The organism is Lysinibacillus sp. FSL M8-0216 (assembly GCF_038595555.1).
Taxonomy (GTDB): domain Bacteria; phylum Bacillota; class Bacilli; order Bacillales_A; family Planococcaceae; genus Lysinibacillus; species Lysinibacillus fusiformis.
This window is the reverse complement of sequence record NZ_CP152007.1, coordinates 1524305-1549885: the sequence shown is the minus strand read 5'-3', so window position 1 is coordinate 1549885 and position 25581 is coordinate 1524305. Positions and strand designations below refer to the sequence as shown.

Sequence of the window (25581 nt, the reverse complement as noted above, 5' to 3'; positions counted from 1 at the left end):
AAGTTTTTCACCTATTTGAAAAAAACTGACGAACCAAATATGGCCACCAGTTTTTATCATAAGCTTACATATTGTCTTTCTTGTCCACTTTTTTCACTTCAGTTGTCTTCTTTACTTCAGTGAAATCCGCTTCTTCCCCAGCCTCCATGCCATAGCTAGGATTTCGATCGATACGCGTATAAGTATCTATGTCTTCCTCGTCTTCAAATCGCTTCACCAAAATTGGTAAAGTAATTAAACCAGCGATTCCGACTAGTGCGTAAATCCATCGCGATAAAACCGCTGTTTGCCCGCCAAATAAATAAGCCACTAAATCAAACCTAAAGAATCCAATGAGTCCCCAGTTGATTGCCCCTATAATGACTAACACTAATGCGATTCTATAGAGCACGCTCATGAGTACACCTCCTTTATCATTTTTACTCCTAGCTAATTTTTTAGCAGAGAGGTGTCATAAGAAGCGATAAAATGATAAAGACTAATCATTAAAACCGCCATATTGACGGTCTTATTTTTTGCAATAACCACTTTTTTATACAGGTCGAGGTGGCCAGATGGACTAGGTGTAATTAGCCTTTTTTGGCATTGCCCTTTAATTGATGAGATTGTTCATGTTGAAGAAGCCATTCTTTACGCCACATTCCACCACCATATCCAGTCAAAGATCCATTAGAACCAATAATTCGATGACAAGGAACGACGATACTAATATTATTTTTACCATTGGCACTACCAACTGCTCTCACTGCCTTTTCATTGTGAATAGCCACAGCAATATCTTTATAGGAAGCTGTTTCACCGTAGCCTACGCTAGGTAAAGCATGCCAAACGGCTTGTTGAAAGTCTGTTCCTTTAAAAACATAGGGAAAAGAAAACTCATGTCGTTCACCAATAAAATATTCATGTATTTGCTTAGCACATTCTAGTAGCACTGCAGGTGTGTCTTGTTGAGGAACATGGATGAGCTCTTGTCGTTCTGCAAAATTAATGCCATCAATTGCTTCTTCATTTCCTTCGATTTCAATCATGCCAATCGGTGATTTATAATCTAATTTAAACTGTTTCATATAGTGACCTCCATAAGTAAAAAGTTGCATAAGCCTGCCATCCTTGCCAATGTTGCGAATAGTGGGTAATTTCCTCAATCGTAGGTTTTCGTTCTAACCCTAATTGCCTTTTTAGAGCATTATGTAGACCCACATCTGCAATGGGAAACGCAGATAGCTCTTGGTAAGATTTCATTAACACATAGTCAGCCGTCCATGCCCCAATGCCCCGAATAGCCATTAAACTTTTTTTCATGTCCTCGTAATCCTTTTTTTGGCGTAGCATTTCTTTGGTCAATTGACCGTTTGCTATACTTTTCGCAATATCAATGATGTACTCTGCCTTTTTTTGCGTAAACTGAAGGTTCCTTAAATCCTCCACTTGAATAGTAGCTATTTTTTCGGGTGTTGGAAATAACCAGTGGCTTTCCCCTTCAAAGGTAACACTGTGTCCAAATTGTTCAACGAAGCGCTTTTTAAGTGTATAGGCAAACGTTAAATGAATTTGCTGTCCAATAATAGCCCACACGAGAGCCTCGAATAAGTCAGGTATTCCCAATAAACGTAATCCTCTATATTTTTCTGCCAATGGCTGTAAAATATTATCCTTGTTAGCCATCTGATAAAAACAAGCTAAATCCGTTTCTAAATCAAACCATTCTATAAGATAGCGTACAATTCCTTCTCTGTCATGGAGTGATGGCTGATTCATCGGAAATTCTACTTTCATTTTATAAGCTTGCTCACTTATTCTACATAAAATTAGCTGATCCTTTATTTTTAGTAATTTAAAGAGAACATCCTCTTTTATTTGGTGGAGAATTTCTTGATTGGATCGTTTTAAAAACATCCAACACTCTGTAAAATCAAATTCCGCTGGAGGTTCGATTTCTACAAAATGAGCGTGATTCATCCAGTTCATAGCCTTCCCCTTCCTATGAAAGATTTCGATATTGTGTGGGCGAGCAATTTTTTAATCGTCGAAACACTTTATAGAAGTTAGACGGACTTTGAAACCCAACTTCATAGCAAATTTCCAAATTTGTATAGTCTGTATGTTTTAAAAGGTGAGCGGCCTTATCAATTCTTATTTTTTCAAGATAGGCTCGAGGCGTCTCCGCTGTCACTTGTTTAAATAGTCGCTCAAGATGGAATGGACTAATACCAACATGCTCTGCCATATCCTGCAAGGTTACCTTTTGTTTATACGCACTAATGATAAAAGCTGTTACCTGTTGAATCAATTGTGTATGCGGTGAACATTCGATTTCAGGCTGACATCGTTTACATGCACGATAGCCCGCTGTCTCGACTTCTTGAATAGATTCATAAAAATCAACATTCATCTTTTTTGGCTTTCTTGATTTACAGGAAGGACGGCAATAAATTTTAGTCGTTTTAACCGCCGTATAAAATAGGCCATCATAGGTTTGATCACAGGCTATAATCTTTTCCCACTTCTCCTCAAAGGATAAATGGATTGCATTGTCCACGAATGGCTCACCTCATTTTCATAGATTACACATATAAAGAAGAAGTATCTTGGTCTTTTACTAATTGTGCAGTATGCGCTGTCAAATAGGCAATGATTTTATCCGAAAGTGCATTGCCAAAACTCATGCGTCTTACCCCTAATTCTTTTAATGTTTGGCAATTTGTTAAACCTGGTAAAGAAAGGAGATTGATCGGTGCATCCACATTGCTTGTGATAGCTCTTATTTCATCCACATTTGTTAAGCCTGGGATAAAAACACCACTTGCTCCGCTCTCGACATAAACCATTGCTCTAGTCATCGTTTCTTGATATGGCTGTTCAACTTGAAAATACGTATCTGTTCTAGCATTAATAAAAAAATTTTGATAACCACGATTATCTAACATAGACCTCATATTTGTAAGCAAATGACAGTGTTCTGTAAGACTTCTTAAGCCTACTTGATGTTTGAATGAATCTTCAATATTAATTCCTGCTACTCCAACATCAGCCGTCCTTAACACATTGTCAATAATGCTTTGTTCATCATGACCATATCCCGCTTCAATATCCGCTGATACGGGGATATTTACTTGCTCTGTTATAGCTTGAATAATGGCCAAATGACGCTGAAAATCAATCAGTTCCCCGTCTGCATAGCCCAGTGAATTCGCAATCCCCCAGCTAGTTGTACCAATCGCCTGAAAACCTGCTTTTTCTAATATGAGCGCTGATAACACATCCCAAGCATTCCCTAAAAATAAAAGCTCCTGCGATTCATGTAAATCATTGAATTTCTGAATGTTTGACATATTGAAAGCCTCCCTATCATTTACTAGACCTCATATTATCAGGAAGTTTCCATTTATTTCGTCCTCAATCTTGCTGTTATAGTCTATAATAAGGAGGTATCAATTAACTTAAATTTCTAAAAAGAGAAAATTAAACAAATGTTGTAGCTATTCAACTTCACCTAGTAATGGTAGAATGGGAGCAATGAATTTTTGATGAAAAACAAAAGGATCAGAAAAACACTGTTATTGATTTGTTTTACCCTTTCTTTTATCATCCTTATACCACCTGTAAGTGCTATGAGCCCAACAGATGAGCTAGTAGACCCTATTATAGTAGGAGAGCATTATGAAATTTTTCGAGATCCATCAAAAAAGGTCCCTATTGAAGATATATTGAACGGCACTTATGACCATCTCTTTGTGGCCAGCAATCAACCCTATCCATTCTTTTGGCATACTCAAGATACCATTTGGTTACGCTTACCTATGGACAAGATTTTATTAGATAAAGAGGAACCTTATTGGCTAGAGGTGACAGATAAATTAGATAGCATTGAGTTGTTCTCGGTAAAAGCGGATGGCTCCTATGATGTGCAACGAAGAGGCATTGCTAATCTAGGGGAACAATCTCTTCCATCTCGTTCTAATTTATTTCACATCCAAGACCCTTCTATTCAAGAAATTTTTATTAAATTAGATGGGACATTACCACTAAGTATTACCTCCTTTTTATATACGGAAATAAGTTTTACAAATAAGATGAGTGAATATAAATTTTTAACTGGCATTTTCTATGGTTTTTTATCAGCTCTTTTAATTTATAACTTATTTTTATTTTTTTCACTGAAGGATAAAGCTTACTTTTTCTATGTTTTATATATGTTAAGTTTTATTTTTTATCAAGCAACGTTAAATTCACTAGACATAGAATTATTGGGCAATTGGTTGTCGCAAGAATTTTTTATTAAATCATTAACAATTAGCGGCAATCTACTGCTTTTATTTATGCTCCTATTTTGTCTTCAGTTTTTGGAGTTAAAAAAATTTCTACCGTCATTCCATACAATCGGAAAACTACTCTTATGGATCACCATCTGTTCTTTAATGGCATCTTTTATACTCCCTGATGTTGCATTTATTAATAATTTCACAACTACCTTTGCGGTAGTAGTCTTTATCTTTCTATGGCTGTCTGGCATTTTCGTTTTCAAAAAAGGGCAAAAGATGGCTCGATACTATATCATTGGCTGGACAGTTTTACTAAGCTCCATCATTGTTCAAGCGCTGGCCTTTTTAAGTATTATTCCATTCCATCCACGAGTTTTTGAGGAAGTACCAGCCATTGGTGCTATTTTTGAATCCATTTTTTTATCTTTAGCATTGGGCGATAAAATCAACATTATAAAAAAAGAACATCAACTCATGCAAGACACACTAAATGAAACATTAGAATATAAAGTTCAAGAACGGACAAAAGAGCTTGAAGCAGCCAAGCTTGAGCTTGAAGCATTAGCAAACACAGACCGACTCACTCAAATACCAAATCGTGTACGCTTAGATGACGTATTAGAAAAAGAATTTAAGCAAGCTACAGGAAACGGCACACCCCTATCGATTATCTTGTTGGATATTGATCATTTTAAAGCTGTGAATGATGAATTTGGACATCAAGTGGGTGATCTTGTGTTACGTCATGCAGCAGACATTTTAAAAAATCATGTACGAGTAGAAGACATTGTTGGTAGATGGGGCGGCGAGGAATTTTTAGTTGTTTGTCCAAACACTCGCTTAAAGGATGCTGTGCAACGGTCTGAAAATCTACGACAGCAGCTTGAACAACATTCATTTCCAGTTGTTCATCAAAAAACGAGTAGCTTTGGTGTGACAAGTTTTGTCCTTGGCGATACGATTCATTCCTTATTATCAAGATGTGATAAAGCTTTATATCAGGCAAAGGAATATGGTAGAAACCGCGTGGAATTTTTACAGAATGATATAAATTCAGAGACTAATCAAGAGGCGTCCACCCTGTGATATCTTTTGACGAAAAAGATGACTTCGGCTTATACCAAAGTCATCTTTTATTTCAGTGGAAGACATTCTATGAATTTTTTTTGATGCTAAATTAAGTAAGCACCTGTTCCTTCGCAAGCTTTCTTTGCAATGCAATCTCCTTGCGTTTTTCTTTCGTTACACGTTGCCAAATGACTACTGTAACGAATCCAATTATAGCTAAACCTAATAATATACCGAAGAATACTTTATAGCCTGCTGTGCCACCCCAATAATCTAAACAAGCGCCTGCAATGATTGGCATAAAGATTTCCCCACTATAGCCAATAATCATTAGCGGCATGGATACTGTTCCTGTTGATTCAACAGGATAATCCCCTTCTACTAAAATAGCAAAATGCATCGCCTGCAAAGCATACATTGATGTATAAATAATCCCGATAAATATTAAAAGCATCAGGATAAAGGAAGCTTTGCCTGGTAATAAGATAAGTCCCACTAAGCCTAGTGCTAATAATATATAGCCGATTAACACCATATTAGACACACCTATCCGGTCACCAATAATGCCTGCACTAAAACTGCCGATTGGTCGACAATACTGAGAAAAGTAGCCTAAAGCAGCAGCAATTAACGTAGATGCACCAAATGCGGCTGTTGCATAAGGTGTGATGTAATAATAGCTAATGATCATCGCATAAGACGTAAAAATAAGAATAGTTGCAAGCCAAGTTGTTGGCATCTTTAACACTTTCCAAAGGACGGCCCAATCAAATGATTTACTACCATCTTTATCCTCACTAGCTACAGTCCCTTGATCGGGGTCTTTATAAAGCATCATAATCATGAACCCTAACAAAAGACAAATGACAGAATACACCGTAATAACCGCTGAGAGTGCCATTTTATCACTCATATGCTTCGCAAAAAAAGCAAATATCCCTAAAATCACAGCAGATTGAATAATATTGGTTACGCCACGGCCACCTTCAAAAAATCCAAAAGCTTTTCCTTGTTCATTTTCAGAACCTAAAGAACGTACTGCTTTTACTAGTGCTCCCCAAAATGTCATAATGGACGTGATTCCCCAAGCAGCATGGATGAGGAGAAGCACTGGATATGGTGGATACAGTAATAATGTAAAACCTAATAACCCTGTGGCCACTAGAGAAATAGTTAATAAATATTTCGTTTTCCAACGATCTGCACAAAATCCTCCAAAAATATAGGAAATTAAACAACAAACACCATATGCACTACCAAGTGTCCCCATCTGAGTATTCGTCAAATGAAATGCATCGAGAAAGACATCATAATAGTAATTTCTAAAATACGGTAATGCATAAATTAATGCACCTGAAACAGCTAAAATAACTAAAGTAGCTGTATTCTTTTTTAACTTAGCTTCCATATGTTTACCCCTTATATGTTATTTACAAGCCATGACGTTTAATTTTTTGATCCCATTCCTTATGGAAGACCTGTTTGTCATTTTCTTTGATCGCCATTTCCCCAGCAATTTGGAAGTTTTCTAGAGTAGATGTTTTAGTAACCGTAATATCAGCATCAATCCACCAACCCTCACGACCTATTTTCATTTTTTGATAGATTGTATACTGAGCTGACAATGGATCAGCATTCGTTAAGGTTAATTCCCGCTTCAAATTATGTTCTACCGTGACATCAATGTCATCAAAGCGATATATCCCTTCACCAAAAACGCCTCCAACCCCATCTGTAATACATGTCCATGTATCTGTTAAAATATCGTATGAAATAGAACGATCCACTCTTCCTTCTTGGAGAGTTGTTATAGGTGTTAATGGTGCACTCTCAGGATTCATATTTGGTCCAGCTATTTGATGTCCATGGAAGGTTGGTAATGTGAAAGTAGCTGTTTCAAGATTTAATGTCAATGTAGCATCTTCTGGCATCGGCCAAAACATAGGCCAAAATGTTGTTGCTAATGATAAGCGTAAACGGTGACCTGCTTTAAATTGATGTCCACAGCAATCTAATTGCACAAAGGCTTTTACTTTTTCACCAGGAGTTAACAGTTCTACATGGTCATGACCATTCAAATGTGTTAAATTCATCACCCCATAGGATACACGAGTAACAGCTCCATTTGGTGCTACATCTGACAACTGCGTAAATAACATCGCATGTGGTTTATCACTCATTAATTCCACTTCAAACTTCGGATAACCTACAATCTCTAGTGGATTCTCTAGCATGTCCGTTTCAAAAACCATAGCCATTCCATCATCAATTCGTTGATCTGCTGGACTTTCACCTAGTACTCCAGCACCCATCCATTCTCCCGATAATAGTCCGTGGTTTTGTGGTGTTTTTAATTGCACCTGTTCTTGTTGATCACTACGATGCTCTACTAATTTCCCGTGTGTCAGTTGATACGCTTTCGTTTGTACCTCTTCCGCTGTTGGCCATGATTCTAGTCCAATCCAATAGCCATGGCTGACTGGTTTCTTAACAGAAGGTTCCATGCTTTCTTCAACCCAAACATTCACCATTGGTCCATCCATTACACCATTGTCAATCCCTTTTAACCAATGATCCCACCATTTCACGGCCTCTTGTAAAAAGCCCATTGCTGGACCAGGAACTCCATCATGTGGGTAAACATGTGCCCATGGGCCAATAATGCCTTTTCTAGGAACAGAAAGCCCTTCCATTAAACTTAAGACTGTGTTCGTATAGGAATCTTCCCAACCATCTAGTGCAAAAACAGGGATTTCGATGTCATCGTAATTCTCACAAACTGAACCATGCTTCCAGTAGTCATCTCTTGTTTGATGCTCCATCCACTGCGCCATCCATAAGGGCATATTTTCTAAGCGCTCCATCCATTTCTCACGCCAGCTATCGCCAACAATGTGAGGATCAATCGGACGGAGTTGATACGCTAACATAATAGAGCCCCACCAGAAATTATCATTTAATAAACAACCACCCTTATAGTGAATGTCATTATTATAGCGATCATCCGTGAAGCCTACTGTAATAATCGCCTTTAATGCCTTTGGTCTACGAGCAGCTACTTGCAGAGAGTTAAATCCGCCCCATGATTTCCCCATCATCCCGATATTGCCATCACACCAGCTTTGATTAGCGATCCATTCAATTACTTCAAGCGCATCATCCTGCTCTTGCTTTAAATACTCATCTTTTAATAAGCCATCTGACTCACCAGAACCTCGCATATCTACTCGTACAACAGCATAGCCATGTCCTGCAAAATACCCATGCATAGGCTCATCTCTCGCTCTCGTTCCATCTGTTTTGCGATAAGGAATATACTCCAGGATAGCCGGTACTTTTTGTCCTGCCGCCACGGTCGGTAACCAAATTCGGCTAGAAAGCTTTGTGCCGTCTGCTATTTCAATCCATGTGTTTTCAATCGTTTCATATGTACACTCAAATTGTGTCACAATTTTTTTACTCATTAAATAAATCCTCCCCTTGTGTTTGAACTTTTTATTCTTGCATCCACTTCGTCTAATTATTCCGAATCTTAATTATTTAGTAATCATGATTATAAAATAATTGTGATTAGTATATCATCTGAAAATCCAATGTACAACACTGAAAATGCTAAAAGCTAATGCTATAATGGGAGATGGAAATAAAAATTGTTATGCTATAATAAGGTTAAACTAGCTTTTAAATGGTAAATATATGAATTAAACTAATAATTTTACATGACCATTGTACGTCGGGGGGATATTACTTTGAAAAAAAAGGAAATACAAAGGAGTCGTATGTGGAAATACTTTGTAGACGCCACAGCGGAAATTATTGAAGAAGAAGGAGTGGAAAATGTCACGATTAGAAAGGTTGCCGATAGGGCTGGTTATAACAGTGCAACCATTTACAATTATTTTTCAGAAATCTCTCATCTCCTCTTTTTTGCATCGATGAGATGCATGCAAGACTATACAAACGAAGTTGCTCGTTACATAGAAAGAGGCAAGGACCCTATTGATAAATATTTATTAGCCTGGGAATGTTTTTGCCAATACTCCTTCAAACAGCCACAAATTTTTCATGCCGTCTTTATTATGGATTTAGGGGAAACACCTGAAAAACTATTGGAAAATTATTATAACTTTTACCCCAATGATTTAATTAATATTCCTGAAGATTTAAAGACTATACTGTTTCAGCACAGTCTGACAAAACGGGGACGTTCTATGTTAGAGATCGCTTTAAAAGAAGGCTATTTAACCGAGGGTAATGTAGATGCCATTAATGAAATCACACTCTTAATTTGGCAAGGTATGTTTACTAATCTTTTAAATAATCGAAAAAGCTATGATGCCCAACAAGCAACAGAAATCGTTATGAGCTATATTACTAAGATTGTTCGAAATGCCAATCTTTTTGATGAGGAACATAACAACAAATAGTCATAACCCTCATCATAAATGTATAGGCAACCACTTAAAAAAACCCCTTCTAGCTCATGCTAAAAGGGGTAATTTTTATTTTTGCCAATGATTCAGTTCTTTTAATAATTCGGGTAGCTGCAATTTCTTTACATCGATTGGCGGTAGTGCTTTAATAAATTCTTTCCCATAGGATTTGCTAGTTATTCGACGGTCTAGGACGATAAATGCTCCTTTATCCTGAGAGGAACGAATTAAGCGACCAAAGCCCTGCTTAAAGCGCATAATAGCCTCGGGCAATGACAACTCTGTGAAGGAATTGCGTCCTTGCGCTGTAAGATGCTTCGCTCTCGCCTTAAAGACAGGCTCTTCTGGTGAAGAGAATGGCAGCCGTACAACGATAACAGAGGCAAGAGCATCTCCAGGAACATCGACACCCTCCCAGAAACTGTTTGTTCCAAAAAGAACAGCATGGCTAAATTTTTGAAATGATTTTAGAATGCGCATACGGCTACCACCTGTAACACCTTGCGCAAAAAGCATATAATCATCTAAAAGTTCACTATCTTGAATGAGCTCGACTGTTTTCCGCAGCATATCCTGAGCTGTAAAGAGCACAAAGCAACGACCTTCCGTCATTCTAACAGTCCTCGTAATCGCATGAGCAACTGCCTCAATGTATTCTTCTTGGCTGACATGCTGAATATCTGGCATATCCGTGACAATAAATGCTTTTGCACCTGCGTAATAGGCTGGCGGTGCCTGTAGTTTTATAACTTCAACGCTATCAGAAATTCCTAATTGTCGTGTAACAAAACGCTCATTGCCTGGTACCATTAATGTACCTGATGTCCATACAATGCTCGCTTGCTTGCGAAGAGGTGCTAGCACTTGTTCAATAATCGGTGTGACATTGGCTGGCTTCTTAAAAACATGTAAACTGCCAGGAACACTTCGAACATCGAATTCTAGCCAAACCGAACTTCCATCGTGCGATGACAGGAAAATGTCTTCCCACTCTGCAATTTTAATTTTCACTTCTCGAATCCAATAATGCCATTCGGATAAAATATACCTATCATTTTTATCTAATTGCTCAATATTATTTTCAAATCCTTGAGCTGCTTCAGTCGCAAGATCAAGCCATTGCTGCGTTAATTTGCTTACTTGTAAAAATGACTCTTTGGCAAGCGTTACATCCTCTATAAATAAGGTACACTTACTACTAGCTCGCTTGCCTTTCATCTGTTGTTGCATGCTTTGTGCCGCTCGTTGAATAGTCTCATCAAATGCACGTTGTAACCGTATAAATTGAGCATCCAGTCGCTGTAAACTTTGCATGGACACACGTTGTTTCTTCTTCGCCGCTTCACAAAAAAGTTGATAAAGTCCTGTGTCTTCCATTGTGCCAATTTGACCAAAAATATATTTCCATTGCGTATAGGAGAAGACAATTTCATCCTGTTGCATCGCAGCCTGTATAAATTGATGTGCCTCATCAATGACCCAGCCATCTATTTGTGTAAATATCGGCGTTTGACGAACTAAATCACTTAACACCATAGCATGATTTGTCACTATACAGTCAGCAAATGCGCTGTTCTTTAACGCTTGTTCATAGAAATCAAACCCTTTAGATGGTTTGTCATTTGGTATTTTGCGGATTTTCTCTAAAAACAGTTGTCCCCCACCTGAAACATTCAGCTCACTTAACACACCGGTCTCTGTTTTCGTCAGCCAAACGAGAATCTGTAAAATAGAAAACGTATCATCATAGGATTCGTCCGCATATGCCATGGATTGTTCAAAACGATCTAGATCAATATAATGCTGCATCCCCTTGAGTACACAAATATTTACTTTTGTTCCCAAGATTTTTTCTATCTTTGGTAGCTCTTCCTCTACAAGCTGTTCTTGCAGATAGGATGTATAGGTACTAATGGCGATTTTTTTATGGACAGTACGAGCATATACGATGGCTGGCAGTAAATATCCCGCCGTTTTGCCAATACCCGTAGAGGCTTCAATTACACATTCCTTTTGTTCATGTAGAGCTTGCCAAATCGTATCCATCATCTTAAATTGAGCTGGACGTTCCTCAAAATTGGGGAGGGCCTTTGTCATTAATGCCGTTTTATCAGCCACTGTTTGCGGATAATCAATCGTCTCTGATGCATGGTCATGTTTATTACGACCATTACAAATCGCAAAATTCCGGTAATAATGCACATTCTCATCGCTTGTTTTATGTTGACGTTTTATTTGCAATGCCTCGAAAAAAAGCTGAGAAATATTCGATTTTAAGCGAAATGAACGCTTATGCATTTGTTCTAAGGTTAATTGAGGAAGATTTAAAAGCTCTTTCCAACAACATTTGAACAGCTCAGCAGTAGCACGGGCATCGTCGTCTGCTCGATGCGCATTGGCCAACTCTATATTTAAATCTGCCGCCAAGTCTCCTAGCTTAAAGCCGAGTGACATCGGAAACAAAATTTTTGCCAGCTCTACTGTATCCATTTTTTTACCTTGCCACTTTGGAAGGCCAGCCCGTTTAAATTCCGCCTGTAAAAATGATAAGTCAAAATCGGCATTATGGGCTACAAACACACAATCAGCCAGTAGCTCATATATGTAATCCGCATGTTCCTCAAAAGGGTATGAATCCTTAACATCCTCATTCGTTATATGCGTTAAATCTTGAATGAACGATGGAATGGCTTTTCCCGGGTTAATAAATTTCGTATAGGTACGCTCAATTTCCCAATCCTTCATAATAACAATGGCAATTTGAATCATCCGGTCCCCATTTGCTGGTGAATGACCCGTTGTCTCCAAATCCACAATGGCATATTTTTGACTTTCCATCATACATCTCAACTCACAGTCACATTAGATAAGAAGAATTTTATCATATATTTAGTTCAGCGGCATCCTTTCTCCCCTATATGCCGTCTAATATTCAATCCCTTATACTGCCGTACAATAAAAAACCGCAACCTCAGGGTTATCCATAAGGTTGCGGAAATAGCGATGTGACATAATTTAAAGCGAATGTCGTTTGTAAGCTATTCTTTCGAAGGGATTATTGCTTTTTAGCAACATCAACAATACGACCTTCTGCTGTTGTTTTCACTTCTTTTAATGATAGTAATTGCTCTTGTAGATTTTCCCAATCAGATAAGCCTAAATCTGTTACACGACCTTCTTCATATGCTTTAGCAAACATATCAAAGCCGTCTCCACCTTTAGCTGTGAAGGCATTTGTTGCCACAGTATATGTTTTACCATCTTCTAGTGCAACATACTTGCCAGTTGCTTTATCTAAATATTCGATTGAAATAACACGTGAGCCTGCTTCTTTTGATGAATCATATTGTAATTTTGCTCCACCAATGTGTAGGAAACCACCATTTTCTTTAGGTGCATTTTTCAAGGAAATTTCAAATGCTGCTTTAAGCTCAGCTCCTGTAGCATCCATTAATGCTAATGTGTTACCGAATGGTAATACTGTAATCACTTGTCCAACAGTTATATTGCCGGCTGGGATCGCTGCACGAATACCACCACCATTTTGTAGTGCCATGACAACTGTTTTATCCGTATATTTTTGTGCTTTTGCCAACATACCATCTGTAATGATATTACCTAGAGCTGTTTCATTGCTACGTACACTTTCTAAGTTTGTTTCAGTTGCACGTGGATTTGCTAACTCCTCAGTAATTTTCACACCAATTTCCTTGTTGTTGACTTCATCAATTTTTGCTTTATATGGCGCTAGTAATTTTACTAATGCTGCATCTTCAGCAACTTTACCTAGGTCGATTAATTCGCCACCGTACTTAGTGACAACACCTTTGCCATCAAATGTTACATCCAGTGTTCCTAAATATTTTACATACTCATTAGCTTGTACGATTAATGTTGCATCTTTTGCTTCGCCTACAGTGTTCGTATCTACAACAAATGGCTCGTCTAATTTTGTATGGTCATGTCCACCAACAATTATATCGATTCCTGGTACGTTTTTAGCTAGTAAAATATCATTATCTACATTTGGATTATCATTGTAACCAATATGCGTTAAAGCGATAATTTTATTAACGCCCATACCCTCAAATGCAGCTACTGCCTTTTTCGCTTCTTCAATATAGTTAGTAAATTTCACTTTACCTGGAGAAGCAATATCCAAAGTTTCTTCTGTTGTTAAACCGAAGATACCGACTTTTTCTCCATCAATTTCTTTTACAATACCTGAATAGATTTTACCGTTTTCAGGCTCACTTGAAACTAAATCTGTAAATAAACCTTTAAATTTATCATCCGCTGAGAAATCTGTATTGGCACCCACAAATGGGAATTTAGCACCTTTAACAAAGTCTGCAAGTGCTTGATGTCCTTCAGGTGATGAACCTAAATCAAATTCATGGTTACCAAATACCATAGCATCAAAGCCAATTTCATTTAATAGCGCTAAATCTGCTTGACCATGGAATTCGTTGAAGTATAAAGTACCACTAAATGCATCGCCAGCATGTAATGTTAAAACATTTTTCTTTGTTTCACGTTGCTCTTTTACAGCAGTTGCTAGTTTCGGTAATTCATTTGCGCGTGCATGTGTATCATTCACATGTAGAACTGATAATGTAAATGCATCTTCCGGTTTTTCAGGCGTTTCTGTGTTTAATTTTGTGAGAGCTTCTGCAATCAATGTTGCTAGTTGTCCACGTGTTACGCTTTTACTAGCTTCGTGATTTTTAGCACCTTCTAATTCTGGTAAGTTAGGAATAGATGATAAGATTTTTGCCAAATCACCATGTGTAATCGTTTGGTTTGGACGGAATGTGTTGTCTCCATAGCCTGAAACAACTTTTAATCCTACTAATGCAGCGATTGGACCGTAATACGTATTAGCTGTATCAATATCCTTAAAGTTTGGATTCACAACTTCTTTCGTGTCTAGCTTTAATGCGCCTGCAATCATTTTTGCAGCTTGTCCACGTGTGACATTTGTATCAGGTTTGAATGTACCATCTGGGAATCCACTAATAATACCTGCCGCATAAAGTGTCGAAATGCCCTTATAATCCGCATGACTTTCCTTTACATCCGAAAATGGACTAGCTGCTGATGCTGGTGCCGCTGCTACCGCTGTGATAGCCAATGCTGCTGCAGTAGCTGTTAAAAATTTATTACGTTTATTTTCCATTACAAATGATACCTCCACTAGTAAAATGATGTACTAACAACTAAATTCTACATAAATATCTCATAAAATACTAGAACATTTGTAAAATTTTAATTTCACAAACTAGTTTAATAGTTAGAAAAACAAAATTTTACCAGTACTTTTGTAGTAGTTTTAATCACATAAAAAAGGAGGATGGCTATTCGGCTACACTAATTGAGCCTTGTCATCCTCCTATTTAATTCAATTTCCAGCAACTTTCCTCATTGTTGATTCTGGACAATTCTCTTGTCTTACATCACCGTTGCTTCAGGCTCATAGGAAATCATTTCTTTAATCGTATTGCTTTCTCCCATAATGGCCACAGTCGGTTTATGATTCTTTGCCTCATCATTATCCACATACGCATAGGAAATAATGATGACAATATCGCCACGCTGTACGAGTCTTGCTGCCGCTCCATTCACACAGATTACACCTGAACCACGCTCACCTGCAATAATATACGTTTCAAAACGAGCGCCATTATTATTATTAACAACATGTACCTTTTCGTTTGGCAGCATACCGACTGCATCTAAAATATCCTCATCAATTGTTATGGACCCCACATAATTTAAATCCGCCTGAGTCACTGTTGCACGGTGGATTTTACTATTCATCATCATTCGTAACATATTTATAGTCCCTCTTTCAAAGTAAAGATACTATTATCAATTAAGCGAGTCTGCCCAATATACACAGCAGCTGCCAGCAATACTTGTTGTGTCGTTTCAGTCACTGGTATCAAATCTGGGTAGGCTAATAATTCAATATAGTCAATTCGGCCATGAGTTCGTGCCTGAATATGGGCTTTGGCCTTTGCTAATGCGTACCCAACCTCTCCAGTCGCTAAAAAGCTATCCTGAGCCAATTGTAGTGCTTCTTGTATGGCAGGAGCCTCTTCTCTTTCCGATTCGCTTAGATAAATGTTGCGAGAAGACTTCGCTAGCCCATCTTCCTCACGAACGATAGGTACAACACGCATTTCTAACGGAAAATTAAAATCACGTACCATTGTTGTAATAATGGCCACTTGCTGGGCATCTTTTTGACCGAAATAGGCTCTTGTTGGAAGTGTAAGGTGGAATAGTTTGGCTACAACCTGTAACACACCATCAAAATGACCTTGACGACTCGCGCCACAAAGAATCATGGCCTGTTCACCAGCATGGATACGAATTCCGCCATCCTGCGGATACATTTCTTCTACACTTGGAGCGAAGATAAGATCAACACCGACAGACTCTGCCAACGCAATATCTCTTGGCAAATCCCGTGGGTAACTTTCAAAATCTTCATTTGGCCCAAATTGTGTGGGGTTAACGAATATACTCATAACAACTAAATCATTTTCTGCACGTGCTGTTTGAGCCAATGTTAAATGGCCTTCATGTAAATATCCCATAGTTGGAACAAGGCCAATAGTTTTATGGGCTTGTTTTGCTGCCTGAATTTCAGCTGTTAATGCTTGTATCGTTGTGATGACTTTCATGATTTGATGCCCCCATATAGCTGGTCTAGCGCATCCTCTTTCATTGTGAAGAAATGCTTTTGAGCTGGGAAAGCACCCTCTTTGACTGCTTCCACATAGCGAACCATTCCTTCACTTGCCTCTTTCCCCATATCCGCAAATTGTTGAACGAACTTTGGCACATGGTGTGAGCCATAGCTTAACATGTCATGATAAACTAACACTTGGCCATCTGCTTCGACACCCGCTCCTATACCAATAGTTGGTATTACTAGACTAGCAGACACCATTTCTGTTAACTGATGTGGGATACATTCTAAAACGACCGCACATGCACCAGCCTTTTCACACTGCTTGGCATCCTCAATCAGCTGCGTTGCCTGTTCTGCCGTTTTCCCCTGTACCTTATAGCCACCAATTACTCCCGCTGATTGTGGCAACAAGCCTAAATGAGCAACCACTGGAATTCCTGCAGCTGTTAGCTTTCGAATGACCGGAATGACATCACCAGCCCCTTCCACTTTTAAAGCGTCAGCACCTGTTTCTTGCATCATATAAATGGCTGTTTTCAATGTTTCATTGACATCACCATGATAGGAACCAAATGGCATATCCACTACAACAAAAGTGTCCTTTGCCCCACGTCGCGTTGCTTTCGCATGATGGATCATATCTGCTACAGTCACTGGCATTGTTGAATCATAGCCAAGGACAACCATTCCAAGTGAATCCCCTACAAGAATCATGTCTACATTAGCAGCCTCTGCAAATTTAGCGGCTGGATAATCATAGGCAGTCACCATCACAATTTTCTCGCCTGCCACTTTCATCTTTAAAAAATCTGTTGTCGTTCTCATTTTGTAGTCCTCCTTTTTAAGGGAAGAAAACAGAAAAAACCCTCGGTTCCAAAATGGACAGAAGGGTTGTGTTTCATTCGTTAGCAAAAAGCCTCTGCATAACTCAGCAAGAGGTACTAGCTTCACTTAGAAAGTAAGCTACTTTTTGAACGCATTGTTTTCTTCCGTCCCTGTCATATAGATCAAGGCAGATATTTGTTAGTATGAGATCTTACGTTTTGAAGGTGCCGTTCACAATGGATACTGCCCTTCAGCACATACTATAACAATAAAACTTGTAATCTTCAAATATTATTTTCTAATAGTAAAAACATTTATTTATAAAATTTGACAATCAATGCTATACGTCATATACTATCCACATACTATATGGCATATAATATAAAATGAAGTATAAGTAATGAATGTGAGGTGGAAAGATGACATTTCAGCTTGGCTCAGCTTTACTGGATGCTTGTGTATTGGCCATTGTTGACAAAGAGGATGCTTATGGCTATTCCTTAACGCAGCAAGTACAATCAGTCATGGATATTTCAGAGTCTACATTGTACCCCGTATTACGTCGCTTACAAAAAGCAGATTACTTAACTACCTACGATCAGCCCTATCAAGGTAGAAATAGACGCTATTATCAAATTACCGAGCATGGCCGTATACGCTTATTAGAGCTTTTAAAAGAATGGCGTGTCTATAAGGAAAAGGTTGATTGTGTACTTTTAGGAGGGAATATAGATGGATAGAGCTAGTTATTTGAAAAAGCTACGAGGGAAATTACGGCGCCTTCCTGCGCAAGAGCTAGAGGCTGCTCTTGCCTATTATGAAGAATACTTTGATGAAGCAGGAGAGAATAATGAGCAGCAGGTTATTTCAGAACTAGGCTCCCCTTCTCATGTTGCCTCACAAATATTGGCTGATTTTGCCTTAAAAGATTTAGAAAACACTTCGGAGAAATCGACTAAAAAGAATATGACAGCTTTATGGCTTATTATTCTTGCTATACTTTCTGCACCACTTTCTTTACCACTTCTTGCAACAGCTATCGCCCTTATATTATCATTTGGTGCTGTCATTATTAGTTTGATTTTTGCGATTGGAGCAGGTATTTTAAGTATTTTTATTGGGGGAATTGCAGCCCTTATTTCAGGCCTCTTTATTTTAACAGAGCATTGGCCAACCGCCTTATTATTTATGGGTATTGGCTTAATCATTACAGGGTTGAGTGTCTTACTCTTTCCATTCGTTGCCCGTTTTATTAAGAAAACCGTCCTTCTCTCTGTAGAAACATTGGGCAGATTGTTCCACAAAATAACGAAAACAAGGAAAGGGGGCTTGTAAATGGCTTCTAAAAATTCCCTTATTGCGATGACCATCATTGCGTTAGGTGTTTTACTAGCATTGGTCGGCTATTTTTCAGGCGGTCGATGGTTCATTATCAAAGATGAGGATGGCATTCACGTGCCAGGAAGCAATAAACTAGTTAGTGAATCGTATAACTTAGATAAGTTTACTAGTATAAATATAGCGAATGATTATGGGGATATTACCGTTGTCGCCACTGAAGACCAATATAAACTAGAAACGAATGTACTCGAACAACAAGACGTCTCATATCGTATTGAAAATGGAACTTTACAGATTGAAACAAAGGCTAAGAAAAAAAACGGGTTTGAATTTGGTTTCTCAAGCTTTTCTTCTCCCTCTATCAAAATCTATGTTCCAGCAAATACTAACCTCAAGTCGATTGTAATAGATAGTGATTTTGGCGATACAACACTTCGTGGTTTGCATTATCAACAGCTGAATCTGATGCAAAATTATGGAGATATTACCTTTAACAACATAACTGGAGAGAACACAGAGATTACACAAGACTTTGGTGATTTAACTTTCAAGCAATATTCTAGTAATGGTGTAAACATCGAAAGTGAACATGGTGATATTCATATTGCTGGAACTTTAAATGGGACATCAACCATTACATCTAGCTTTGGAGATGCAACACTTCACTTACAAAATAAACAAAGCGATCTTGGTTATGAAGTAAAAACAAGTTTTGGCGATATAACGGTTAATGGTACAGAAGAAAATGGCTCAATCACTCAGCTTTATAAAGGCGATGACCAGCTGAACGTTTCTTTATCTCACGGTGATGTCAATGTTTCACTCAAATAATAATAACAATTGAAGTCATCAAAAAAGCTGCAGGTACGCACCTTGCAGCTTCTTTTTTATAGTATTTTGATATCTCCTGCATAAATGGTTCGGACCAATCCATCATCTTGTGTAAGCTGTAGCACCCCATCATCTGTAATTCCACTAGCAATTCCTTCAAAGCGCTCTCGTATAGTCGTCACCTCAATACGTTGACCAATTGTACAAGACAGCTGCTCCCATAGGGTTTTAATACTGGCAAAGCCTTCTTCGATATATAACTCTGTAAATTGCTCTAGATACTGTAAAATTAAGGCTACAAGTGCCGCACGATTAATTTCTTCTCCTGCTTCTAATCGTAGTGAAGTAGCAATATCCGCAATATCCGGTGAAAAATCAGCCGCCTCCTGGTTAACATTTATTCCAATGCCAACTAGCAATGCCTGAACCAAATCTGCCTCTGCCTGCATCTCCGTCAAAATACCTGTACATTTTTTACCATTAATTAATAGATCATTTGGCCATTTAATAGTTGGCTCAATATCGCTATATAGTGTTTTAATGGCCATTGTGACAGCGACTGCTACGACAAGCGTAAAAGAGGATGCCTGTTGAGGTGTGACATCAGGTCGAACGATAACGGTCATCCAAATACCACTACCATGAACTGATTCCCATGGACGAGCCATCCGACCGCGTCCTGCTGTTTGCTCTTCACCAATAATGACTGTGCCATGTGGTGCGCCTTCCTGTGCCAGCTTATGGGCAATCGTTTGTGTTGAATCTACGACATCGAAATAATGAATTTCTCTTCCGAAATGCTCTGTTTTTAAAAAAAGTTCAATTTGTGTGGGACTTAAACTATTTGGTACACCCGTTAATACATAGCCTTTTTTCTTTATTGTTTCAAATGTGTAGCCCTCTTCTTGTAACGTCTGCATATGTTTCCAGACAGCGGTCCTTGAGACTCCAAGAGAATCCGCTAATTCTTGACCTGAAACAGCTTCTCCATTGGCAGCTAGTATTCTTTTTAAAATTTCATCTTTCATGGACATTGTCATGTTCACATCAATCCTTTTGTAAACTCTGCTTTTTATATAACTAAATTTAATCATACTGTAAATCAACTGAAATGACCATCAGTGATATAAAAAACAAGCCGTCCCACACTTTCCTGAGACGGCTTGTTGTAAGGTATATATACTCATGTTTCATGGAAATAGTTATGCTTCAGCCATTTTTTTATCTGCTGCTGATCATTTGCAAGCTCATTATGAATAATCGCTTCGAGTATGTCCTCTAATGCTTCTTTTACCCAAGGGCCTCCTTTTTTGCCAGACCATTTAAGTAAATCCGCCCCATTCACCGCAATTTCTTGCTTTTGTCGAATCGGCAGCTTGTCCTGCAATATACGAATAGGCTCACTTGGTAAACAAACGTCCGCTTGGAGCAGTTTTGCAAAATATATCGCTGCTTCCAGCTCCTGTTCTTTATAGGTAAAATAATGGGAGTTTGTCCAGCCACTTTTTAACGCTTCATATGCTGTCAAAACAGATTTAACAAACGCCATTTCTTTATTGGACAATCGATAATCCTGCAAAATCTCGCGCCAGTTTGCTCCTTGAAGTAGCGCAAAATATGCCCAGCCCACATGCTTGTCCTCAGTCTGAAATTCATACCAGCGATCAGCCTGAAAACTCCCTTGTAAATACGCTGCCAAGCCACTTTCCTCTAATTTTTGTAGGCCACTAAAAACAGTCGTTCCTAGCCATAGCTTATCTAGCTCTGCCTTGATTCGCTCTTTCGCAATAAAAGCGATATCGGCCGCTCTATGTTGTATCGCCATCAATGTATCTTCCGCTATTGTGAAATCAAGCTGCGCTGAAAAACGGATTGCTCGTAACATGCGCAAGGCGTCCTCAGCAAAGCGTTTTTGAGCATCTCCAACAGCTCGAATAATACGAAGATCAATATCTTGACGACCACCATAATAATCAACAAAAGAGCCATCACGTCGCATAGCGATGGCATTCATTGTGAAATCACGGCGTTGTAAATCATCTTGTAGAGAGCGAACGAATTGCACTTTATCTGGTCTTCGATGGTCTGTATATTCCCCATCTGTACGATAAGTAGTTACTTCAACTGGCCCAGCAGGTACGATAACAAGTACCGTCCCATGCTGAATTCCAATATCAACTGTTCGTTGAAAAACTGTTTTTACCTCTTCAGGCAACGCATTTGTCGCTACATCGACATCATGTGCAGGACGATTCAGTAAAGCATCTCTAACAGCTCCACCTACAATAACCGCCTCAAAGCCTGCTTGTTCTAATTGTTCTATTACTGAATAGGCTGTTTGCCATTCTTTATTGTTTTGCATGATTTCTTTCCGCAACCTTCTCGTACAGATTTTCGTATTGTTCTACAATTTTGGACGAGTGGAATTTGTCACTGACTGCATGAATGGCCGCTTCTCTGAAACGCAGTAATTTTTCCTCATCTTGCAATAACTGAACAGCATATTCAGCGACGGCTTCCGTATCTCCTAATTCCACAATAAAGCCGTCCACGCCATGTTCAATGACTTCCGGGATACCTCCTACATTTGTTCCAATACAAGGCACTCCACAAGCCATTGCCTCTAATAAAACCAATCCAAACGATTCCTGCTGAGATAGTAACAGCTTTAGGTCACTAATTGCATATAGTTCAGCTAAATTTTCTTGCTTCCCTAAAAATAGAACATCCTTCATATATGGACTTTCCTTTACTTGGTCCATTACACGATGTTTTTCTGGCCCATCACCGACTAATAAGAGTTTCGCCTTCACATTAGTACGTATTTTCATAAAGGCGTCAATGATATGCGGAAGATTCTTAATTTTACGGAAGTTAGAGACATGGATGAGGACTTTTTCATCTTCTTGTATACCAAATTGCTCTTTTAGGTTTCCTGAATTACGAGGGAAGTACTCCCGTTCATCCACAAAGTTATAAATTGTTTCAATGGGCTTAACTGTATCAATTAATTCATAAGTTTGTTCTTTTAATGCATGTGACACGGTCGTCACAATATCAGATTTATCAATCCCATACTTAATGGCCTGTGAAAGCGTAGAATCCTGCCCAAGCACCGATATATCTGTGCCATGAAGTGTTGTAACGATGCCAATATCTCGCCCACTCATTTCACGTGCTAGCACAGCACATACTGCATGTGGAATTGCGTAATGCACATGCAACACATCCAACTCTTCATCCTTGATGACGTCTGCCATTTTACTCGCTAATGCAATATCGTATGGTGAATATTGAAACACTGAATAATTATTAACTTCGACTTCATGGAAAAAGACGGTTGGATAAATTTTATTCAATCGAAATGGTACGCTTGAGGTAATGAAATGAATTTCATGTCCTCTTTCTGCAAGCATTTTGCCTAATTCTGTTGCTATTACACCAGAGCCTCCAACTGTTGGATAACAGGTAATGCCGATTTTTAGCTTTTTCATTCGATGATCATCCTTTCTAAATCACGTCTTTTATTAGTTACGTCTTTCTTGTATCAGTCTCCAATCCACAAAGCCTTCTTGTAGGCCTTTTAATAATATTTCTGCTGTCCCCATATTTGTCGCCAGTGGCACTTGGTAAACATCACAAAGACGGATAAGTGCAGAAACATCTGGCTCATGTGGTTGTGCTGTTAATGGATCACGGAAAAAAATAACCATATCCATATCATTGTTGGCAATCATTGCGCCAATTTGTTGGTCGCCACCAAGTGGACCTGAACGAAAACGTGTTACCTCTAAACCAGTGGCTTCAATGACACGCTGTCCTGTTGTACCGGTAGCATAAAGTGAATGTTCAAGCAAAATTTCTTTGTAAGCAATAGCAAACTGTACTAAATTATCTTTTTTACGATCATGTGCAATTAATGCGATTTTCATATAGCTTCCATCCCAATCTTTAGATGATGTTTTCTAAACCATAAACAAGCTGATCCATTTTCATAACCTCTTCTACGCAAAAGGCAATGCCTGACATAAAAGAATTTCGATTCAATGAATCATGGCGAATCGTTAAAAGCTGCCCATCTCCACCAAATAATACTTGCTGGTGTGCCACTAAACCAGGTAAGCGAACAGAGTGAATGCGCATGCCTTCAAAATCTCCACCTCTTGCACCTTCAATGGTTTCTTTTTCTTCTGGATGCCCCTGAGTCTTTTGCGTACGTACCTCTTGAATTAGTTGAGCAGTTTTCACTGCTGTTCCAGATGGTGCATCCAGTTTTTGATCATGATGCATTTCAATAATTTCTACATCTGGTAAGTATTTGGCCGCTTCTTTCGCAAATTTCATCATCAGGATAGCGCCAATCGCAAAGTTTGGTGCAATAATGCAGCCCAACTCTTTTTCTTTAGCAATGGTTGATAATTCTTCTAGTTGTGCGTCAGTAAATCCTGTTGTACCAATTACAGGTCGTACATTTAAATTCAATGCTTCTTTAGTATGATTATATACAGCATGTGGGTTCGTTAAATCCACTAATACGTCTGGAGAAGTTGCTTCTACAAGATCATGCATTTCCGTAAATAAAGGTACTGTATAGCTCGCTGGGAACATGTCTAAATCAGCTAATGTTCTTCCTACTTCCTTATAATCTAGTACAGCTACTAATTCCATTTTGTCATGTTTCATGACCGTATGTACAGCCTCAGCCCCCATTTTTCCTCTTGCTCCTGCAATAGCTACACGAATCGACATCATTCTTCATCCTTTCTCGTCCAACGATCCTTATCCCTTGTTTCAAATTTATGTATGACTCTTAATAGAGCTTCATCTAATTTAATGCCCTGAGCATTGGCAAAGCATACTAAAACAAAGAAAAAGTCACCAAGCTCTTCTTCAATACTGTTTATTTCCTCTGTATTCTTTTTCTTTTTTTGTCCATATACATCCTGAACCTCGCGAGATAGCTCTCCTAATTCCTCTGTTAAACGAGCTAGCAGTTCGAAAGGTGGGAAATATCCTTCTTTAAATTGTCCTATATAATTATCAACACGCTGTTGTAATGCTTGCATAGTTAGTTGATCGGTCATTTAAATCACACTCCTATTTACCATCCTATATAATTTACACCGTTGTTGTCAAAACCAATAAAATGTCAGATAATAGATATCACTACTTCATTTGTTTGGAACTACAGGAGGTCAAATGTTAAAACAGATTAAAATACGTAATATTATCGCAATAATGCTCGGAGCAGCCATTTTTAGCTTCGGCTTTGTTCACTTCAACATTCAAAATCAGCTAGGTGAAGGTGGACTAAGTGGAATTACACTCATACTATACTTTACATTAGGATGGGACCCCGCCTTAATGAACCTATTATTAAATATTCCCATGTTTATAATTGGTTATCGATTACTCGGAAAGAAATCTTTTGTCTATACGCTTGTTGGCACTTTATCTGTTTCTCTTTTTCTAAAGATTTTCCAGAAATATCAGTTTACCATTCATTTAGAAGATGACATGTTACTCGTTGCTCTGTTCGCGGGTATATTCGTCGGTCTTGGCCTAGGAATTGTCTTCCGCTTTGGTGGCACTACCGGTGGCGTCGATATATTGGCACGACTTGGGCATAAATATTTTGGCTGGAGTATGGGTAAAACGATGTTTGTCTTCGACGCCATCGTCATCATCCTTTCATGGCTTACATTCTTAGATGCGCGTTCCATGATGTACACATTAGTCGCTGTATTTGTTGGCGCTCGTGTTATTGACTTTGTACAGGAAGGTGCCTATGCAGCGCGTGGTGCTCTCATTATATCCGAGAAGTCAGGTGTTATTGCGGAAACAATTGCCCTACGAATGGAGCGCGGGATCACTATATTAGAAGGTCATGGACACTTTACTAAACAGCCTAAGGAAGTTATTTATTGTGTGATCGGTCGCAACGAAGTTGTACGCCTAAAATCCATTGTTCATGAAGTGGATCCGCACGCTTTCGTTTCTATTATAGAAGTACGTGATGTGGCAGGAGAAGGCTTCACTCTTGATGATCAAAAACAACCGCTTCATTAAGTGTTTGAAGATAAAAAACTTGTTATAGTGGTGTACCACCATAACAAGT

Annotated in this window: 24 protein-coding genes; 6 read left to right on the top strand and 18 right to left on the bottom strand. The window is 38.6% G+C overall.

Going from position 1 to position 25581, the window contains the following annotated elements; translation table 11 throughout:
* Positions 1–64 precede the first annotated feature (64 nt).
* From MKX57_RS07305 to MKX57_RS07285, 5 genes are all read right to left on the bottom strand, one after another.
* Positions 65–397, bottom strand: a complete 333-nt coding sequence (locus MKX57_RS07305; RefSeq protein WP_008176610.1) for a DUF378 domain-containing protein — start codon at positions 395–397, stop codon at positions 65–67.
* Positions 398–569: 172 nt separating this feature from the next.
* Positions 570–1067 (bottom strand): methylated-DNA--[protein]-cysteine S-methyltransferase, encoded by a 498-nt coding sequence (locus tag MKX57_RS07300; protein WP_089986575.1) that lies wholly within the window; start codon positions 1065–1067, stop codon positions 570–572.
* On the bottom strand, positions 1054–1968 hold the full coding sequence (locus MKX57_RS07295; protein WP_089986576.1) for a DNA-3-methyladenine glycosylase: 915 nt from the start codon (positions 1966–1968) through the stop codon (positions 1054–1056). Before MKX57_RS07295 ends, MKX57_RS07300 begins: the two co-directional genes overlap by 14 nt.
* A 13-nt stretch (positions 1969–1981) precedes the next feature.
* On the bottom strand, positions 1982–2539 hold the full coding sequence (locus MKX57_RS07290; RefSeq protein ID WP_089986577.1) for an Ada metal-binding domain-containing protein: 558 nt from the start codon (positions 2537–2539) through the stop codon (positions 1982–1984).
* Positions 2540–2564: 25 nt separating this feature from the next.
* Positions 2565–3332: an isocitrate lyase/phosphoenolpyruvate mutase family protein gene (locus MKX57_RS07285; RefSeq protein ID WP_089986578.1), complete on the bottom strand. Its 768-nt coding sequence runs from the start codon at positions 3330–3332 to the stop codon at positions 2565–2567.
* A 195-nt stretch (positions 3333–3527) separates the two neighbouring features.
* Here MKX57_RS07285 and MKX57_RS07280 point away from each other — a divergent pair, with 195 nt between their 5' ends.
* Positions 3528–5348 (top strand): diguanylate cyclase, encoded by a 1821-nt coding sequence (locus MKX57_RS07280; RefSeq protein WP_342551115.1) that lies wholly within the window; start codon positions 3528–3530, stop codon positions 5346–5348.
* 91 nt (positions 5349–5439) lie between these two features.
* Here MKX57_RS07280 and MKX57_RS07275 read toward each other — a convergent pair whose 3' ends face one another.
* Both MKX57_RS07275 and MKX57_RS07270 read right to left on the bottom strand, forming a co-directional pair.
* Positions 5440–6738 carry an MFS transporter gene (locus MKX57_RS07275; RefSeq protein ID WP_008176621.1) on the bottom strand — a complete coding sequence of 433 codons (1299 nt, stop codon included), beginning with the start codon at positions 6736–6738 and terminating at the stop codon, positions 5440–5442.
* A 22-nt stretch (positions 6739–6760) separates the two neighbouring features.
* Complete coding sequence (locus MKX57_RS07270; RefSeq protein WP_342532396.1) at positions 6761–8794, bottom strand: CocE/NonD family hydrolase; 2034 nt, start codon at positions 8792–8794, stop codon at positions 6761–6763.
* A gap of 255 nt (positions 8795–9049) precedes the next feature.
* On the opposite strand from MKX57_RS07270, the gene MKX57_RS07265 reads away from it, so the two are divergent.
* Positions 9050–9757: a TetR/AcrR family transcriptional regulator gene (locus MKX57_RS07265; RefSeq protein ID WP_342532395.1), complete on the top strand. Its 708-nt coding sequence runs from the start codon at positions 9050–9052 to the stop codon at positions 9755–9757.
* A gap of 75 nt (positions 9758–9832) precedes the next feature.
* Here the strand turns inward: MKX57_RS07265 and dinG are convergent, their stop codons facing one another.
* The 5 genes from dinG to panB form a co-directional block, all read right to left on the bottom strand.
* Positions 9833–12604 carry an ATP-dependent DNA helicase DinG gene (gene dinG / locus MKX57_RS07260; RefSeq protein ID WP_096363962.1) on the bottom strand — a complete coding sequence of 924 codons (2772 nt, stop codon included), beginning with the start codon at positions 12602–12604 and terminating at the stop codon, positions 9833–9835.
* 214 nt (positions 12605–12818) lie between these two features.
* Positions 12819–14942 (bottom strand): 5'-nucleotidase C-terminal domain-containing protein, encoded by a 2124-nt coding sequence (locus tag MKX57_RS07255; RefSeq protein ID WP_096363960.1) that lies wholly within the window; start codon positions 14940–14942, stop codon positions 12819–12821.
* A gap of 272 nt (positions 14943–15214) precedes the next feature.
* Entirely contained in the window at positions 15215–15598 is a 384-nt protein-coding gene (gene panD / locus MKX57_RS07250) for an aspartate 1-decarboxylase (RefSeq protein WP_090001314.1), read from the bottom strand.
* 2 nt (positions 15599–15600) lie between these two features.
* Positions 15601–16455, bottom strand: coding sequence for a pantoate--beta-alanine ligase (gene panC, locus MKX57_RS07245; protein WP_342532394.1), 855 nt, complete (start codon positions 16453–16455; stop codon positions 15601–15603).
* Positions 16452–17291 carry a 3-methyl-2-oxobutanoate hydroxymethyltransferase gene (panB, locus tag MKX57_RS07240; RefSeq protein ID WP_008181899.1) on the bottom strand — a complete coding sequence of 280 codons (840 nt, stop codon included), beginning with the start codon at positions 17289–17291 and terminating at the stop codon, positions 16452–16454. Before panB ends, panC begins: the two co-directional genes overlap by 4 nt.
* A gap of 419 nt (positions 17292–17710) precedes the next feature.
* Between panB and MKX57_RS07235 the strand changes: the two genes are divergently transcribed.
* From MKX57_RS07235 to MKX57_RS07225, 3 genes are read left to right on the top strand one after another with little or no spacing between them, the layout of a single operon-like run.
* Positions 17711–18031, top strand: coding sequence for a PadR family transcriptional regulator (locus MKX57_RS07235; protein ID WP_008181900.1), 321 nt, complete (start codon positions 17711–17713; stop codon positions 18029–18031).
* Positions 18024–18626, top strand: a complete 603-nt coding sequence (locus MKX57_RS07230) for a DUF1700 domain-containing protein (RefSeq protein WP_089986585.1) — start codon at positions 18024–18026, stop codon at positions 18624–18626. The genes MKX57_RS07235 and MKX57_RS07230 overlap by 8 nt, the downstream gene beginning before the upstream one ends.
* A complete protein-coding gene (locus MKX57_RS07225) occupies positions 18627–19463 on the top strand; it encodes a DUF4097 family beta strand repeat-containing protein (protein ID WP_089986586.1) in 837 nt (278 codons plus the stop codon).
* Between the two features lie 56 nt (positions 19464–19519).
* Here the strand turns inward: MKX57_RS07225 and MKX57_RS07220 are convergent, their stop codons facing one another.
* From MKX57_RS07220 to MKX57_RS07195, 6 genes are all read right to left on the bottom strand, one after another.
* The gene (locus tag MKX57_RS07220; protein ID WP_008181552.1) at positions 19520–20503 is read right to left on the bottom strand and encodes a biotin--[acetyl-CoA-carboxylase] ligase; all 984 of its coding nucleotides are present in this window, start codon (positions 20501–20503) and stop codon (positions 19520–19522) included.
* 143 nt (positions 20504–20646) lie between these two features.
* Entirely contained in the window at positions 20647–21825 is a 1179-nt protein-coding gene (locus MKX57_RS07215; protein ID WP_342532393.1) for a CCA tRNA nucleotidyltransferase, read from the bottom strand.
* Positions 21812–22957, bottom strand: a complete 1146-nt coding sequence (bshA, locus tag MKX57_RS07210; protein ID WP_008181556.1) for an N-acetyl-alpha-D-glucosaminyl L-malate synthase BshA — start codon at positions 22955–22957, stop codon at positions 21812–21814. Before bshA ends, MKX57_RS07215 begins: the two co-directional genes overlap by 14 nt.
* 33 nt (positions 22958–22990) lie before the next feature.
* A complete protein-coding gene (mgsA, locus tag MKX57_RS07205) occupies positions 22991–23395 on the bottom strand; it encodes a methylglyoxal synthase (protein ID WP_008181558.1) in 405 nt (134 codons plus the stop codon).
* A 19-nt stretch (positions 23396–23414) separates the two neighbouring features.
* Positions 23415–24212 carry a 4-hydroxy-tetrahydrodipicolinate reductase gene (gene dapB, locus MKX57_RS07200; RefSeq protein ID WP_043990815.1) on the bottom strand — a complete coding sequence of 266 codons (798 nt, stop codon included), beginning with the start codon at positions 24210–24212 and terminating at the stop codon, positions 23415–23417.
* Positions 24212–24547, bottom strand: coding sequence for a nucleotide pyrophosphohydrolase (locus tag MKX57_RS07195; RefSeq protein ID WP_008181563.1), 336 nt, complete (start codon positions 24545–24547; stop codon positions 24212–24214). The genes dapB and MKX57_RS07195 overlap by 1 nt, the downstream gene beginning before the upstream one ends.
* A 115-nt stretch (positions 24548–24662) precedes the next feature.
* On the opposite strand from MKX57_RS07195, the gene MKX57_RS07190 reads away from it, so the two are divergent.
* The gene (locus MKX57_RS07190) at positions 24663–25532 is read left to right on the top strand and encodes a YitT family protein (RefSeq protein WP_008181565.1); all 870 of its coding nucleotides are present in this window, start codon (positions 24663–24665) and stop codon (positions 25530–25532) included.
* The last annotated feature ends 49 nt before the right edge of the window (positions 25533–25581 follow it).